This is a genomic window from Alkaliphilus hydrothermalis, from assembly GCF_016908555.1.
In the GTDB taxonomy this organism is placed as follows: domain Bacteria; phylum Bacillota; class Clostridia; order Peptostreptococcales; family Natronincolaceae; genus Alkaliphilus; species Alkaliphilus hydrothermalis.
Genome location: NZ_JAFBEE010000002.1, coordinates 245,351 through 260,265 on the forward strand (window position 1 = coordinate 245,351; position 14,915 = coordinate 260,265).

17 protein-coding genes are annotated in these 14,915 nt (G+C 36.1%); 16 read left to right on the top strand and 1 reads right to left on the bottom strand.

From position 1 onward, the window contains the following. Window positions 1–36: 36 nt before the first annotated feature. Window positions 37–681 (bottom strand): hypothetical protein, encoded by a 645-nt coding sequence (locus JOC73_RS02960; protein ID WP_204400357.1) that lies wholly within the window; start codon window positions 679–681, stop codon window positions 37–39. 116 nt (window positions 682–797) lie between these two features. On the opposite strand from JOC73_RS02960, the gene surE reads away from it, so the two are divergent. From surE to JOC73_RS03040, 16 genes are all read left to right on the top strand, one after another. Then, window positions 798–1,562: a 5'/3'-nucleotidase SurE gene (gene surE / locus JOC73_RS02965; protein WP_204400358.1), complete on the top strand. Its 765-nt coding sequence runs from the start codon at window positions 798–800 to the stop codon at window positions 1,560–1,562. 189 nt (window positions 1,563–1,751) lie between these two features. Then, complete coding sequence (locus JOC73_RS02970; protein WP_330613073.1) at window positions 1,752–1,967, top strand: 4Fe-4S dicluster domain-containing protein; 216 nt, start codon at window positions 1,752–1,754, stop codon at window positions 1,965–1,967. Next, the gene (locus JOC73_RS02975) at window positions 1,957–3,096 is read left to right on the top strand and encodes a 2-oxoacid:acceptor oxidoreductase subunit alpha (RefSeq protein WP_204400360.1); all 1,140 of its coding nucleotides are present in this window, start codon (window positions 1,957–1,959) and stop codon (window positions 3,094–3,096) included. The genes JOC73_RS02970 and JOC73_RS02975 overlap by 11 nt, the downstream gene beginning before the upstream one ends. A 1-nt stretch (window position 3,097) precedes the next feature. Then, on the top strand, window positions 3,098–3,919 hold the full coding sequence (locus tag JOC73_RS02980; protein ID WP_204400361.1) for a 2-oxoacid:ferredoxin oxidoreductase subunit beta: 822 nt from the start codon (window positions 3,098–3,100) through the stop codon (window positions 3,917–3,919). A 1-nt stretch (window position 3,920) separates the two neighbouring features. After that, window positions 3,921–4,457 (top strand): 2-oxoacid:acceptor oxidoreductase family protein, encoded by a 537-nt coding sequence (locus tag JOC73_RS02985; RefSeq protein WP_204400362.1) that lies wholly within the window; start codon window positions 3,921–3,923, stop codon window positions 4,455–4,457. A gap of 26 nt (window positions 4,458–4,483) precedes the next feature. After that, window positions 4,484–5,356: a MurR/RpiR family transcriptional regulator gene (locus JOC73_RS02990; RefSeq protein WP_204400363.1), complete on the top strand. Its 873-nt coding sequence runs from the start codon at window positions 4,484–4,486 to the stop codon at window positions 5,354–5,356. 256 nt (window positions 5,357–5,612) lie between these two features. Beyond that, complete coding sequence (locus JOC73_RS02995) at window positions 5,613–6,245, top strand: histidine phosphatase family protein (protein ID WP_204400364.1); 633 nt, start codon at window positions 5,613–5,615, stop codon at window positions 6,243–6,245. Further along, entirely contained in the window at window positions 6,235–7,467 is a 1,233-nt protein-coding gene (locus JOC73_RS03000) for a BaiN/RdsA family NAD(P)/FAD-dependent oxidoreductase (RefSeq protein ID WP_204400365.1), read from the top strand. Before JOC73_RS02995 ends, JOC73_RS03000 begins: the two co-directional genes overlap by 11 nt. 23 nt (window positions 7,468–7,490) lie before the next feature. Beyond that, window positions 7,491–7,934 (top strand): hypothetical protein, encoded by a 444-nt coding sequence (locus JOC73_RS03005; RefSeq protein ID WP_204400366.1) that lies wholly within the window; start codon window positions 7,491–7,493, stop codon window positions 7,932–7,934. A 177-nt stretch (window positions 7,935–8,111) separates the two neighbouring features. After that, window positions 8,112–8,780 carry a (d)CMP kinase gene (cmk, locus tag JOC73_RS03010; RefSeq protein WP_204400367.1) on the top strand — a complete coding sequence of 223 codons (669 nt, stop codon included), beginning with the start codon at window positions 8,112–8,114 and terminating at the stop codon, window positions 8,778–8,780. Between the two features lie 115 nt (window positions 8,781–8,895). Continuing rightward, the gene (locus JOC73_RS03015) at window positions 8,896–9,738 is read left to right on the top strand and encodes a 4-hydroxy-3-methylbut-2-enyl diphosphate reductase (protein ID WP_204400368.1); all 843 of its coding nucleotides are present in this window, start codon (window positions 8,896–8,898) and stop codon (window positions 9,736–9,738) included. Window positions 9,739–9,766: 28 nt separating this feature from the next. Then, window positions 9,767–10,906 carry a 30S ribosomal protein S1 gene (gene rpsA, locus JOC73_RS03020; RefSeq protein ID WP_207755040.1) on the top strand — a complete coding sequence of 380 codons (1,140 nt, stop codon included), beginning with the start codon at window positions 9,767–9,769 and terminating at the stop codon, window positions 10,904–10,906. 49 nt (window positions 10,907–10,955) lie between these two features. Next, complete coding sequence (locus JOC73_RS03025) at window positions 10,956–11,729, top strand: CheR family methyltransferase (RefSeq protein WP_204400369.1); 774 nt, start codon at window positions 10,956–10,958, stop codon at window positions 11,727–11,729. 68 nt (window positions 11,730–11,797) lie between these two features. Then, window positions 11,798–12,847, top strand: a complete 1,050-nt coding sequence (locus JOC73_RS03030; protein WP_204400370.1) for a M42 family metallopeptidase — start codon at window positions 11,798–11,800, stop codon at window positions 12,845–12,847. Next, window positions 12,838–13,860 carry a M42 family metallopeptidase gene (locus JOC73_RS03035; protein ID WP_204400371.1) on the top strand — a complete coding sequence of 341 codons (1,023 nt, stop codon included), beginning with the start codon at window positions 12,838–12,840 and terminating at the stop codon, window positions 13,858–13,860. Before JOC73_RS03030 ends, JOC73_RS03035 begins: the two co-directional genes overlap by 10 nt. Next, entirely contained in the window at window positions 13,860–14,858 is a 999-nt protein-coding gene (locus tag JOC73_RS03040; RefSeq protein WP_204400372.1) for a M42 family metallopeptidase, read from the top strand. The genes JOC73_RS03035 and JOC73_RS03040 overlap by 1 nt, the downstream gene beginning before the upstream one ends. The last annotated feature ends 57 nt before the right edge of the window (window positions 14,859–14,915 follow it).

Sequence of the window (14,915 nt, forward strand, 5' to 3'; positions counted from 1 at the left end):
GGAGTATGCTGGGTTTTTGATATAATAACTCTGTATTCAATTAAGACAATGGGGATGAAGGTAAATTTTATTGGGACGATTACTGGTATAGCTTTTGACAGCTGCAACTGTGTTGCGGGGGATGACTTGGTTGCATTTTAAACATGTCCAGTCGCGATTTTTGATATACTCATCACTAACAGAGATGTCTAACTTGCCATATTTATTCCAGCTCTTCCAACCGGTCTTACATAGTTGACTTCTATAGGGGTAATCTGCATAGACCCATTTTAGAATACGATGGAAGTGGAAAGGATACTTAGTATAGGTGATGAAGGATTCAGGTAAGCCTAATCCTATCGCATAATCATCGAAGGTTTTTTCTATAATAGATTGTAGAGGCTCTTCAATTTTGGTGCTGTTAAATTGATAGGCTTCATTTTTAAGCCACTTGTTGAGGGACTCAAACATATAGCCACGACAAACTTCAATTGGCTCATCTTTTGATACCTGTAGCTTTTTAAAAGCATGATCTATGATATCCACCACGTGGTGTATATATTTCTTTTGACTAAAATTTTCACCTTGATAATATTTAAGGGGAATAATATCATAATGATACTCCCCGGTTTCGACCCTTAGGGCACCTATAACGGTACCACCTAACAAGCTACCACTTCCTGCATCATCAATCTGAATCAAAAAATCACCCCTTCATTTTTATTTGATGTTTTATAATTATTATTTATTATTTACTTTTGGTAGAAGTTCTATGAAATTTATTAAGTGATATTAATTGATAAAGAGGAGGAAACAATTTGAGAATAGTAGTCACCAACGATGATGGTATTTTCGCTGAAGGAATCTACCATCTAGCCAAAGCTCTTCAAGCGATCGGAGAGGTAATTGTAATTGCCCCCAGCACGGAGCAAAGTGCAAAAGGACATTCCATTACATTACATAGCCCTATTATGGTAAAAAAGATTAAATTTTTTGACACTGACTTTGAAGCCTACGCTGTAGACGGCACTCCTGCCGATTGCGTAAAATTAGCTATTGAGGCAATATTAAAGGATAGAAGGCCAGATATTGTGGTATCTGGCATTAACAATGGACCAAATCTTGGAACAGATGTAATTTATTCAGGCACAGTTTCAGCAGCAGTAGAGGCTGCAATTTTGGGAGTTCCATCCATCGCAGTATCCATGGCAACCACAAAAATAGATAACTATGATGGTGCGGCAAACTTCGCCTGCAAGATTGCAAAAAGTATACTTCATATTATCGATGACCAGTCAACGGTTTTTAATATTAACTATCCGACGTGTCGACCTGAGTCGATAAAAGGCGTTAAGGTAACTACCCTAGGGCTTAGAAAATATTGTAATAGTTTTGATGAAAGAAAAGATCCACAGGGCAATTCTTATTACTGGGTTTCAGGTACTGCCTTGGAATTAGAGCAAAATCAGGATAGCGATATTGTGTCAATCAAGAATAATTACATATCTATTTCACCTATACATTTTGATTTAACAGCCTTCAACACTTTTCAGAGATTGAAGGATTGGTCGATAGAATTATAATTAAACAATAATAAGTACTAATTGAGTAATTTTATCAGCTGGGCAGAAAAATGAAAGACATGAAAGCATACTTGCATTTCAGAAAAAAGTTGTTATAATTATGAAATAAAAATTGCATCTTCCTTAAAAATCTGTTATGCTTTTGTTAAGTAAGGAAATCATAAAATGATTTGAAGGGAGATGTCTATTGTGAGCATTCGCAAGGAAGACAAAAAGCTAAAGATTATCAATGAATGGTGTAAAGGCTGTGCCATTTGTGTAGAGTACTGTCCAAAGAAAGTATTAGATATGGATGGTGAAAAGGTTACCATAGTTGATCTCGATAAATGTATTAAGTGTGGACTTTGTGAGTTAAGATGTCCAGATTACGCAATTTATTTGGAGGGAAGCAAAGATGAAAAATAGAGAAGTTAAATTAATGCAAGGGAACGAAGCCTGTGTTGAGGGAGCTTTAGCTGCTGGTATGACGTTTTATGCTGGTTACCCAATCACACCTTCTACTGAAATAGCAGAACATTGTGCACAAAAATTACCATTAATTGGTGGTAAATTTATTCAAATGGAAGATGAAATTGCAGGTATGGCAGCAACTATAGGAGGTTCTTTAGCAGGGTTAAAGTCAATGACTGCTACAAGTGGACCAGGATTTTCATTAAAGCAAGAAAATATTGGTTATGCAGCATTAGCAGAAGTTCCTTGTGTTATAGTAGACGTTCAAAGAGCGGGCCCAAGTACAGGATTACCAACTGCACCATCTCAAGGAGATATTATGCAGGCTAAATGGGGAACTCACGGAGACCATCCTGTTATTGCATTAGCACCAACTTCAGTAAAAGAAACATACGACTTAACAATTAAATGCTTTAACTTAGCTGAAAAATATAGAACACCTGTATTCTTAATGTTAGATGAAATCGTAGGACATATGAGAGAAAAGATTGAGATTCCTACTCCAGACGAAATCGAAGTATTCGATCGTGTTAGACCAGAGGCTGGAGATGAAAATTACCAAGCTTATAAAGTAGAAGAAGGACAACTTGTTCCTCCTATGGCTGCCTTCGGTGAAGGTTTCCACTTCCACGTTACTGGATTAATGCATGATGATTTTGGATTCCCATCAAATGATTCGGAAATAGCTGATAAATTATTAAGAAGAATCATGAACAAAATCAGTAACAATGTAGATGATATTGTGATGTATGAAGAAGAGTTCATGGAGGATGCAGAAATGGTTGTATTAGCATATGGTGGTACTTACCGTTCTGCTAGAAGTGCTGTAAAGCAAGCAAGAGAGCAAGGTCTAAAAGTAGGATTATTTAAGGCAATCACGATTTGGCCTTTCCCAGAAAAAAGAGTTAGGGAGTTAACGAGTAAAGCAAAGTCAATTTTAGTACCTGAATTAAACTTAGGACAGTATGTATTAGAGGTTGAACGTGTGGTATCTGACGATACTCAAGTAATCAGTCTTGGAAAAATCAATGGTGAGGCAATTACTCCAAATGAAATCTTAGCTAAAATTAGGGAGGTTCTATAAAATGAGTAGTGAATTAATTAAAAATAAATTTAGAACGGATCGCCTACCTCATATTTGGTGTCCAGGTTGTGGTCATGGTATCGCAATGAAGGCCTTAGCACAGGCTATTGATAATTTAGGATGGGACAAAAAAGATGTGTGTATAATCTCAGGAATTGGTTGTTCATCAAGAGCACCAGGATACATGGATTTTAATACATTACACACAACCCATGGTAGAGCTCTTGCATTTGCTACTGGAGTAAAATTAGCTAACCCAGACTTAAAAGTAGTGGTTGTAACTGGTGACGGAGATTGTTCAGCCATCGGTGGAAATCATTTAATTCATACGGCTCGAAGAAATATGGATATTACTACAATCGTATTCAATAACAATATTTATGGTATGACAGGTGGACAATACTCTCCAACAACACCAACAAATGATTTTGGTACTACAGCACCCTTTGGAAATATCGATAAGCCTTTTGATATCTGTAAGCTTGTAGAAGCTGCTGGAGCTACGTATGTGGCTAGAGGAACTGTTTATCATGCCAACCCATTAATTAAATTAATCGAGAAGGCATTACTAAACAAAGGGTTTTCATTAGTAGATGCGATTAGTATTTGCCCAACTTACTATGGTAGAAAGAACAAGAAGGGTACACCAGTAAATATGATGAACTTCCTAAAGGATAAAGCTATTGACGTTAAAGCAGCTGCTAAGCTAACTCCTGAAGAATTAGGAGATAAGTTTATCATGGGCGAGTTCAAAAATACTCAAGAGCCTGAATATACAGAGGAATACCAAAAAATCGTTGATAGATTCAAAAAGGAGAGATAGTATGAATAAGCAACATGAAATTAGACTAAGTGGTTCTGGTGGTCAAGGATTAATACTTGGAGGAATCATTTTAGCTGAGGCTGCCCTAATTGATGGGAACAATGCTATTCAATCTCAATCCTATGGTCCAGAAGCCAGGGGAGGCGCCAGTAAAGCTGAAGTAATCATCAGTACTGAAGAAATAGATTATCCAAAGGTAGATAAAGCAGACCTTTTGTTAGCCCTTACAGAAGTCGCATACGTAAAATATATTAAGAGTTTAAAAGAAGGCGGTATCTTAATCGTCGACGAGAATGTTAATGTTGAAGGAATTAACCCTTCTTATAGGGTTGTTCAAATACCAATTATTAACACCGCAACAGAAAAAATTGGGAAAAGTATGGTTGCCAATATCATAGCTTTAGGAGCAATCCAAGAGTTATCTAATGTAGTAACTAAGGAGGCTTTAGAAAAAGCTGTTTTAAAGAGAGTACCAAGAGGTACGGAAGAATTAAATAAAGCAGCTCTTCAAGCAGGATATGAATTGGTATCAAAGTAGAGAAATAATTAATTAGGATGGTGTATATGATTGATGAGAAGAAGGATTTGATTTTACAAATCCAAAAGAATTTTTCCAAATTAAGTAAAGGTCAAAAACTAATTGCTCAATTTATCATAGATAACTACGACAAAGCAGCCTTTATGACTGCCTCAAAACTAGGGTTGAAGGTGGGTGTTAGTGAGTCTACAGTGGTTAGATTCGCCAATGCCCTTGGCTTTGAAGGATACCCAGAGTTACAAAAAGCCCTACAAGAAATTATTAAAACAAAGCTGACAACAGTTCAAAGAGTAGAGATGGCTAGTGAATTTTCCAATGAGGGGGCTATTCTAAAAAAAGTATTAAAATCTGATATGGAGAATATTAGAAATACTCTAGAGAATATTGATCCGAAAGATTTTCAAGCCGTAGTAGACCAAATCTTTTCAGCTAATCGAATTTACATAGTGGGTCTGCGGAGCTCCACAGCCCTTGCAGAATACCTAGGCTTCTATCTAAACTTAATTCTGGATAACGTTAAGATCGTTGGATATGGTATTAGTGATATCTTTGAACAGATGCTACGTATATCAAAAGATGATTTGGTGATCGGAATAAGTTTCCCGAGATACTCTAATCGTACAATTGAAGTCCTTAATTATGCTAAGGAAGAAGGAGTACCCATCATTAGTATTACAGATAGCTTGCTTTCACCAGTAGCAGGATTATCTGACTACTGCTTGACGGGTAAAAGTAATATGGTTTCCTTTGTAGACTCCCTTGTTGCTCCACTGAGCTTAATTAATGCATTAATAGTAGCTGTCGGTATGCGGGAAAAAGAAGAAATTCGTGAGTGTTTTAATAAGCTGGAGAACATCTGGGAAAAGTATAATATCTATGACAATAAAAACCAATCATAAACACTTTTTTCTTTGTGTAAAGATACAAGTAGGCAAGAGTTGATAAATTTATTAACAAACTCAGCTACCACCCAATGGGCGGTAGCTTTTTTCAGATTACAAAAAAGTTATCATATGGAGGTAATAGAGTTATTGATTACAGCTATTTCTTAAATAATATTTCCTCCATTGACAAACAATAGAAATACTAAGGAAATTATGATAACATAAACAAGGAGCAAATTTACCAATACATAGGGAAAAAGGGTGAAAATAAGTGAAGAAAATATACTTAGTCCGTCATGGGGAAACCAACTGGAATATTCAGGGTAGAACTCAAGGGTGGCAGGATTCTAGTCTAACAAATGAGGGGTTACGTCAGGCTTCTTTAGTTGCTGAAAGATTGAAGTGGGAGAAGATCGATGTAGTTTTTTCCAGTAACCTAAAAAGGGCAAAATCCACTGCCCATATCATCGCTGATGAATTAAATGTCCCCTGCCACCTAACAGAAGGGTTAAAGGAAATGGGTTTTGGACTTTGGGAAGGACTAACGGTGGAGGAAATCAGACAGCAATTTCCCAATGAATTAGACCAGTGGCATACCACCCCCCATACAGCAATGATTCCAGAGGCAGAGGACTTAATAGCAGCACAAAAACGTATGGTATATTTTTTTGAGGAAGTTATTCAGCGGGAGGAAGAAAATATCCTCCTAGTGAGTCATGGAACCAGTATCAAGCTCCTTCTGATGTTCTTTTTAGGTATGTCAATGGCAGACTTTTATAAACTGAAACAAGACAACTGCGCCATCAACCTTATCGAATTCAGGCAAAGAGGACCAGTTTTAATCAAGTATAATGATACATCCTACAGGGAAATACTTTTAAAGGGTGATTTTGATGGCAAATAATACAGTAATTGTGTTGGGTGGAGGTCCAGCAGGGCTGATGGCTGCCTGTACCGCAGCTACTCAAAATAAAAAGGTAATATTGGTTGAGAAAAACAAGGAAATAGGTAAAAAATTAATGATTACAGGGGGCGGCCGCTGTAATTTAACAAACATAGCTACTCCTGATGAAATGATAAAGAAGACCGTGAAGAATGGAAAATTTCTTTACAAGGCTCTCCACGGCTTTACAAGTCAAGATCTTATAAGCTACGTTGAAAAAAGAGGAGTGCCCTTAAAGGTAGAAGAGGGAGGAAAAGTTTTCCCTGTCACTAACCTAGCAAAGGATATAATAGCCCTATGGGATAGACTTCTACAGGAACATAAGGTGCAGATATTATATGGAAACACCGCTAAAGAAATTATCTTTAAGGATCAGAAAATAACAGGACTGAAATTGGATAATAATAAAATTATAGAAGCAACCAGTTTAATTGTGGCTACAGGCGGGCAATCATATCCTGCTACTGGAAGTACGGGAGAAGGGTATAGTTTAGTGACCCCTTTAGGACATACGATTATTCCACCAAAACCAAGTTTAGTTCCTATTGCTATTAGTGAAGAGTGGATTAAAGAATTGATGGGAATTTCTTTAGAAAAGGTAAGGGTTACTGCCGGTGTTGATAAAAAGAAAAAGATTGTAAGGGAAGGTGCCATGATTTTTACCCACTTTGGCCTATCGGGACCAGCTATTTTAGAAATGTCCGCATACTTAAATCAATACTTATTGGAAAAATCGGTTAAACTAAGAATAGATTTCTTACCTGACACCACTACTGAAGAGTTGGAGAGCCTTCTTATGGAAGGCCAACAAGGGAAGAATAAAGCACTAAAGACAGTGATCAATCAACTACTGCCTAAAAATCTAACATCAAAACTATTAGAAGTACTAAAAATAGATGGGGATACAAATCTAAATCAATTGACAAAGAAAAATAGAAACATATTAGTACATAATCTTAAAGAAATGGAACTAACTGCCTCAGGGTTAAGGAGTTTAAAGGAAGCAATCGTAACCTCAGGAGGAGTATCTGTAAAGGAAATTGACCCTAAAACAATGGAGTCAAAATTAATCAAGGGGCTTTTCTTTTGTGGAGAAGTAATTGATGTTGATGCCTTGACAGGGGGATACAATCTACAGATTGCATTTTCAACTGGATATTCTGCAGGACTTCACGCATTTTAATAATCATGAAGGAGGGAGATTAAGTGAAGAACAAATGGATTACCCAACTAGAGAGAGTATTAGTCCTAGGTGCTGTCGTTTTAATGTTATCGGTAATTGGTCTGAATGCTAGAAGCACCCTACAGAGTCAGCAAAAAACTGTGCTACAGATTAATTCAAAAGCTTATAATTTACAATCGGAAATCTCCCCCAATGGTGAAGTAGTCGTGAAAATTGATGACATAAAAAATTATCCAAGATTAGAATTATTGGTTAATGGGGTAGTTTATAAGATGTTTGGAAATGAGAAGGAAATAGTAGTTGAGGTACAGAATGGAGATTTACTCCAGGTCAATGGATCAATGTATAATGAAGAAATTAGAATCGTTATGTCAAAAAAAACAAATAATATCACATTCCCAAGCAGGCAAGTACAAGTGGTTACACAAAGCAATATAAAGGTCCTTTCAACTATTCGTACTCAATGACTTGAGTAATTCATAAAACTAATGTATAATTTGTATAGACTAAAAAGCGCCATTGACAGGTGATGGAATTGGTCAATATTTGATATTATCAGACTGTTAAAAGTTTTTCATTGGAAATTTTTCAACAGTCTAAACCACCTTTATGGGTGGTTTATATTGTTAATAGGAGGAAAACAAATGAAGGCAGTACAGGTTGCCATTGATGGCCCTGCTGGTGCAGGTAAGAGTACGATTGCAAAGAAAATTGCAAAAGAGTTGAATTATATTTATATTGATACTGGAGCAATGTATAGAGCCCTTACCTTTCATGTACTCCGGTCGGGAACACCTCTCCATCTTGAGGAAGAAATCATCAAATTGGCTAAAGAAACAAGTATAGTATTTGAAGATGGGAATATTTACCTTAACCAAATAAATGTTAATGAAGAGGTACGCAGTAATGAAGTAAGTGTAAATGTCTCCTTCATCGCCCAAATACCAGAAGTAAGAGAAATATTAGTGGCAATGCAAAAAACGATTGCAGCTAATCATAACGTGGTAATGGATGGTAGAGACATTGGTACAAACGTGCTTCCAAACGCTACCCTAAAAATATTTCTGACAGCATCCGTAAAAGAGCGGGCAAGAAGAAGATATCAAGAACTACATAAAAATGGAACTAACGACATAAACTTAGAGGAAATAGAAGATCAAATTCAGAGAAGAGATGAAATCGATGCTGGAAGAAGTTGCTCTCCATTAGTAAAGGCAGAAGATGCAATCTTAATTGATACTACCGGTCTGGCAATTGACGAAGTCTGTAGTAAAATTATAAAATTACTAAATAAAAAACCAGCCTTACAATAATATTTAATTAATCGAGTAAATTTATTTGAAAGAAAAGAAGGATTTCAGCATATTTTATAGAAATTTTATAGGTCTATGTGTTAGTTAGCACATATTCTTAGGAGGCTATGACAGTATGAAAGTAATTCTAGCAGAAAACTCAGGTTTCTGTTTTGGTGTAAAAAAAGCAATCGACACAGCATTTAATGAAGTAGAGGCAAAAAATGAACACAAGCTTTATACATTGGGGCCGCTTATTCATAACCCGCAAGTAGTAGAAGAACTCAAGCAAAAGGGTATCGATGTTATTGAAGACCTGGAAGAAGTTCACTCTGGAAATGTTATCATTAGATCCCACGGGGTTCCTGAAAAAATCTACCGTGAAGCAGAAGAAAAGGGAATAATTTTAACAGATTCAACTTGTCCCTTTGTAAGCCGCATACAAAAGATTGTAAAGGAATATTATGATAAAGGGTATCAGATTGCCATTATTGGTGACCCAAATCACCCAGAAGTTATCGGGATTAATGGTTGGTGTAATGATGACGGTGTAATTCTTCAAAAAACAGAAAACATAGAGAAATTAAAAGAAGATAAACCTACATGTGTTGTAGTTCAAACAACCATGTCCCTTGTCTTGTATGAAGAATTTATTGAGCTTATTAAGCACAAAATTTCTGATTTGCAAATATTTAATACCATATGTTTAGCCACCCGCAAAAGGCAAGATGCAGCTAGAAAATTATCAAAAGAAGTTGATGCAATGATTGTAATAGGAGGTTATCATAGTTCTAATACACAAAAACTTGTAACTATTTGCAAGGAAGAAAAACCAAATGATACTTTTCATATTGAAACTGTAGATGAGATTGACTTTGAAATCCTTAAAAAGTATGAAACCATAGGAATAACGGCTGGGGCATCGACCCCCCACAAGGTAGTTAACGAAGTGCTGGAAAAAATAAAAAATTTACTATAAAAATGAAAATACTTAGGAGGTTATTATAATGAGTGATATGCAAAATTTTATGGATGAAATTGAAAAATCAATGGTGAGATTACATAGTCATGATGTTGTTACAGGTAAAGTAATCAATGTAACTGATAATGAAATCATGGTTAATGTTGGATATAAATCTGACGGTATCATTCCAAGAGATGAAATCTCCAACGATTATTCAGTAAATCCTAGATCATTAGTGAAAATTGGGGATGAAATAAAAGTATACGTAATCAAAGTAGATGATGGTGAAGGTAATGTATTGTTATCTAAAAAGCGTGTTGATATGGAAAAAGGTTGGGAAGATTTAGAAAAAATTAAAGATAGTGACGCTTTACTAGAAGCAAAAGTTGTAGAAGTAGTTAGAGGTGGAGTAATCGCAATTGCAAGAGGCATTAGATGTTTTATCCCAGCTAGTCAATTATCTGATACTTACGTGGAAGATTTAACAACTTTCGTAGGTAAGAACTTTAATACCAGAGTAATTGAAATAGATCGAAGAAAAAATAAAGCTGTATTATCAAGAAAAGTTGTTCTAAAGCAAGAAAAAGAAGAAAGCAAGAAAGAAGTATTCTCTAATATTGAAAAGGGTCAAAGAATCTCTGGTACAGTCAGAAATATTGCTGACTTCGGAGCATTTGTTGATATCGGTGGAGTAGATGGTTTGGTTCATATTTCAGACTTATCTTGGAACCGTGTTAAGCATCCTTCTAACCTTTTAAAAGTAGGACAAAAAGTTGAGGTTGAAGTATTAGACTTTGATATGGATAAAGAAAGAATTTCTTTAGGTATGAAGCAATTACAACCGCAACCTTGGGATCTTGCTGAAGAAAAGTATCAAGTTGGGGAAGTTGTAACTGGTAAGGTAGTAAGAATGGTGGACTATGGTGCTTTTGTTGAGTTAGAACCAGGTTTAGATGGATTAGTTCATATTTCTGAAATCAGTGAAGGATATGTAAAGAAACCATCTGAAGTATTAGAAGTCGGACAAGAGGTTTCAGTAAAAGTACTTGAAGTAAATGCCGAACAAAAGCGTATTAGCTTAAGTATCTCAGCTGCTAATAAAACCGAAGTTGAGCCTGAATTCAAGAACGAAGAAGGTTCAGTAACAATTGGAGATGTTATTAATTCGGCTGATGATAAATAAAGAGTCCTAGACTCTTTATTTTTTCATTACGGTAAAAGGGGCGAAGAATGTGGAGGGTTATCCTTTATTTATTGAGAAGATATATAAAAAAACTGGGATTGATTTAGCCAGCTACAAAGAGCGTCAAATGAAGCGTAGGATAGAATCCCTTATTACTAGAAATGGGTATACATCCTTTGAAGAGTATTTTAATGCCCTCTGTAAGGATGAAGACTTATTTAAAGAATTTATTAATTATCTAACCATTAATGTTTCTGAATTTTATAGAAACCCACAACAATGGGAAATGCTAGAAAGAGAAATTATTCCTAGTTTGATAGGTCAAAATAAGAACATTAAAATTTGGAGTGCAGCCTGCTCTACAGGTGAAGAACCATACTCTCTAGTGATGTTATTAACTAAATTCATGCCATTACAGGACATAAATATAATCGCTACAGATATTGATATGGGGGCTCTAAAAAAGGCACAGGAGGGAATTTATTCTCCTAAAAGCGTAGAAAATCTACCAAAGGAATTTGTTAGAGATTATTTCGATCTAGTTGAGGGTAAATATCGTATTAAAGATTCCATTAAAAAACAGGTATCTTTTAAAAAACATAATTTATTGGAGGATGCTTATCCTACTGGCTGTGATTTAATCATTTGTAGAAATGTAATGATTTATTTTACTGAAGAAACAAAAGGGAAAATATATCATAAATTCTATGATGCGCTGAATAGTTGGGGATTACTTTTTGTTGGCAGTACAGAACAGATAATTTTACCTCAACGATACAAACTAACACCTGCTAAAACATTTTTTTATAAAAAGCTGACATAATATTTAAAATTTACCTCCATTTTTTTCTGGGGGATGTATATTGCATAATGTAGAAGGGAGGCTATTCATTGAAGACGAAAGAACTTATTCAAATTTTAACCGAAGCATCAGGTGTATCAGGACATGAAGAGGAAGTCGCTGGAGTGATCGAAGGTTACTTAAAGGAATTTTGTGATGAATTAAAGAGGGATGCTCTAGGTAATATCATTGCATTAAAGAAGGGGACAAAGGGTAATAGTAAAGTTATGCTGGCGGCCCATATGGATGAAATTGGTTTGATGGTTAAAGACATTGATGAAAATGGATTTGTTCGCTTTACCAATATCGGAGGTGTTGATCAAAGAACCCTACTATGCCAAGAGGTCATAATTCATGGTAAAGAAAAGGTATATGGGATTATAGGCGTAAAGCCACCTCACCTTACAACTGCCGAGGAGAGGGGTAAAGCCCTTACGATTGAGGAGTTAATGATTGATACTGGTTATCGCCAAGAGGAACTAAAGGATTTGATCTCGGTAGGGGATGTAGTTACGATTAAGAGAAATCTCATCAGCTTAAAAAATGATTGGATCTCTGGAAAAGCCCTAGACGATCGTGTTGGAGTAGCTGTTTTATACGCTTGTTTAAAGGAATTACAAGATGTTAATCACCAAGCTGATGTGTATTGTGTTGCAACTGTACAGGAGGAAATGGGAACGAGAGGTGCAGTTACCTCCACCTATGGAATCGACCCTGATATTGGGATTGCCATTGATGTTGGTTTTGGTAGAACTCCAGAACTAAGCCAATACTTAACGATAGAGCTGGATAAAGGACCAGCATTCACTACGGGACCAAACATTCATCCTGCTGTTTTTGACAGCCTGAAAACGGTTGCAAAGGATAACTATATAAGCTATCAAGTGGAAATTGCAACTGGAAGCACTGGAACTGATGCATGGCCTATGCAAATTACCAATGCTGGAGTAGCTACAGGCGTGATCTCTATTCCTCTTAGATATATGCACACCTCTGTAGAAACCATCAGTATTTCCGATATTGAAAAGTCAGGAAAACTACTGGCTAAGTACATCATGAGTTTAAATGATAAGAATATGGAGGAGTTCTTATGTTATTAGAAAAACTAGTAAATGCTTCAGGGGTTTCTGGAAATGAAAAGGAAGTAAGAAAAATCATCTTAGAAGAGTTGAAGGGATACGTTGATGAAATCAAGGTAGACCGAATGGGAAATATTATTGCAAAGAAAAATGGTAAGAAGGATCAGCCCCATGTTGTACTTGCAGCCCATATGGATGAAGTAGGATTAATGGTTAAAGGGATTGATTCTGCAGGTCTAATCAAATTTGCACCAGTAGGGGGAGTAGATGCAAGAATACTAGTATCAAAAGTAGTATTCGTTGGTCCTGACAAAGTTCCTGGTGTAATTGGTGCTAAAGCTATTCACATGCAAAAGCCCGAGGAAAGAAAGAAAGCTTTATCTATCGATGATTTATACATAGATATCGGATGCAAAAAACAAGAAGAAACAGAAAAGTATGTTTCAGTTGGAGACTATATTGTATTTGATGGGAGATACACAGAATTTGGTAAAAATAGAGTGAAGGCTAAGGCCCTGGATGATCGTGTTGGTTGTGCCATTATGATAGACATCCTAAAAATGGATTTACCAGTGACTGTAACAGGCACTTTTACCGTACAAGAAGAAATCGGACTTAGGGGTGCTGCAGTAGCGGCTAATCAAGTAAATGCTGATCTGGCGATTATCCTTGAAGGGACTACTTGTTCCGATGTTTCCGATGTGGAACCTCACCTACAAGTAACCGAACTTGACAAAGGACCAGCCATCTCCTTGATGGATAATACATCTATCTATAATCGTAAATGGGTGGACTCCCTTGTTAGAACAGCAAAAGAAAACAATATTCCATGGCAATACCGTAGGACTACATTTGGTGGAAATGATGCTGGAAGATTCCACTTAGCTAAAAGCGGAACGCCTTGCGTATCTTTAGCAGTTGCATGTAGATATATTCATTCACCAGTTTCAGTGATGAGTAAAGACGACTTTAAAAATACTAAGGAACTAGTAATTAAATATCTGGAAAAGATGAGTAAAGGAGGACTGCTGTAATGTATACTTTAAATAAAGAATTATTAAAGAAATTATGCACCACCTATTCACCCGCAGGAAACGAAGAAAAAATAAGATCTGTCATTGAGTCTGAAGTAAAGGATCTAGTTGATGAGGTATATACTGATGCATTAGGAAATCTTATTGCCCATAAGAAGGGGAATGGAAAGAAACTGATGTTATCAGGACATATGGACCACATCGGATTAATGGTTACATATATAGATGATAAAGGCTTTTTAAGATTTGCCAACATTGGTGGAATATCACCATCTATTTCAGTATCTCAAAGAGTAATCTTTGAAAATGGTACTATTGGAGTAATTGGTACAGAAAAGCTTGATAGCATCAAAGATTTAAGCCTAGATAAATTATTTATCGACATCGGAGCTTCATCTAAAGAAGAGGCCGAAGAAATGATATCAATAGGGGATGTATGTGTATATTACAGTGAATGTTTGATCGACGATAAAAAAGTATTTGCACCAGCGATGGACGACCGTATTGGATGCTTTGTCATGATTGAAACATTAAAGCAAATGAAGGAAAGTAAAAACGACCTTTATTTTGTATTCTCGGTTCAAGAGGAAGTAGGATTACGTGGTGCAAAGACAGCTGCCTATGGAATTGATCCTGACTTTGGAATCGCATTGGATGTTACTGCCACTGGAGATACCCCAAAGGGAATTAAAATGGCAGTAAAGCTTGGTGCAGGTCCTGCCATCAAGATTAAGGATAACTCTGTGTTGTGTCATCCAAAGGTTAAGAACTTTATGATTGAACAAGCTAAGAAAAATGATATTCCATATCAGTTAGAAGTATTAGAGTTTGGTGGTACAGACTCTGGTGCGATTCATCTTACTAAAAGTGGTGTTCCTTCTGGGGTTTTATCAATCCCCACAAGATATATCCATAGTACAAATGAAATGTGTGCTGTTTCTGATATTGAAAATTCGATTAAGCTTTTAGTTAAACTAGTTGAAAATGAAATAGAATAGTTTTTTCACGAACTTCTTCTACTAACCCCTCCTACGGATCCTTACGTTGGAGGGGTT

Bases quoted from the DNA above. Each gene is read 5' to 3' on its own strand.
- cmk (WP_204400367.1), top strand. From the start codon at position 8,112: ATGAAGGCAGTACAGGTTGCCATTGATGGCCCTGCTGGTGCAGGTAAG.
- JOC73_RS03035 (WP_204400371.1), top strand. From the start codon at position 12,838: ATGTTATTAGAAAAACTAGTAAATGCTTCAGGGGTTTCTGGAAATGAA.
- JOC73_RS02980 (WP_204400361.1), top strand. From the start codon at position 3,098: ATGAGTAGTGAATTAATTAAAAATAAATTTAGAACGGATCGCCTACCT.
- rpsA (WP_207755040.1), top strand. From the start codon at position 9,767: ATGAGTGATATGCAAAATTTTATGGATGAAATTGAAAAATCAATGGTG.
- JOC73_RS02985 (WP_204400362.1), top strand. From the start codon at position 3,921: ATGAATAAGCAACATGAAATTAGACTAAGTGGTTCTGGTGGTCAAGGA.
- JOC73_RS02975 (WP_204400360.1), top strand. From the start codon at position 1,957: ATGAAAAATAGAGAAGTTAAATTAATGCAAGGGAACGAAGCCTGTGTT.
- JOC73_RS02990 (WP_204400363.1), top strand. From the start codon at position 4,484: ATGATTGATGAGAAGAAGGATTTGATTTTACAAATCCAAAAGAATTTT.
- JOC73_RS03000 (WP_204400365.1), top strand. From the start codon at position 6,235: ATGGCAAATAATACAGTAATTGTGTTGGGTGGAGGTCCAGCAGGGCTG.
- JOC73_RS03015 (WP_204400368.1), top strand. From the start codon at position 8,896: ATGAAAGTAATTCTAGCAGAAAACTCAGGTTTCTGTTTTGGTGTAAAA.
- JOC73_RS03040 (WP_204400372.1), top strand. From the start codon at position 13,860: ATGTATACTTTAAATAAAGAATTATTAAAGAAATTATGCACCACCTAT.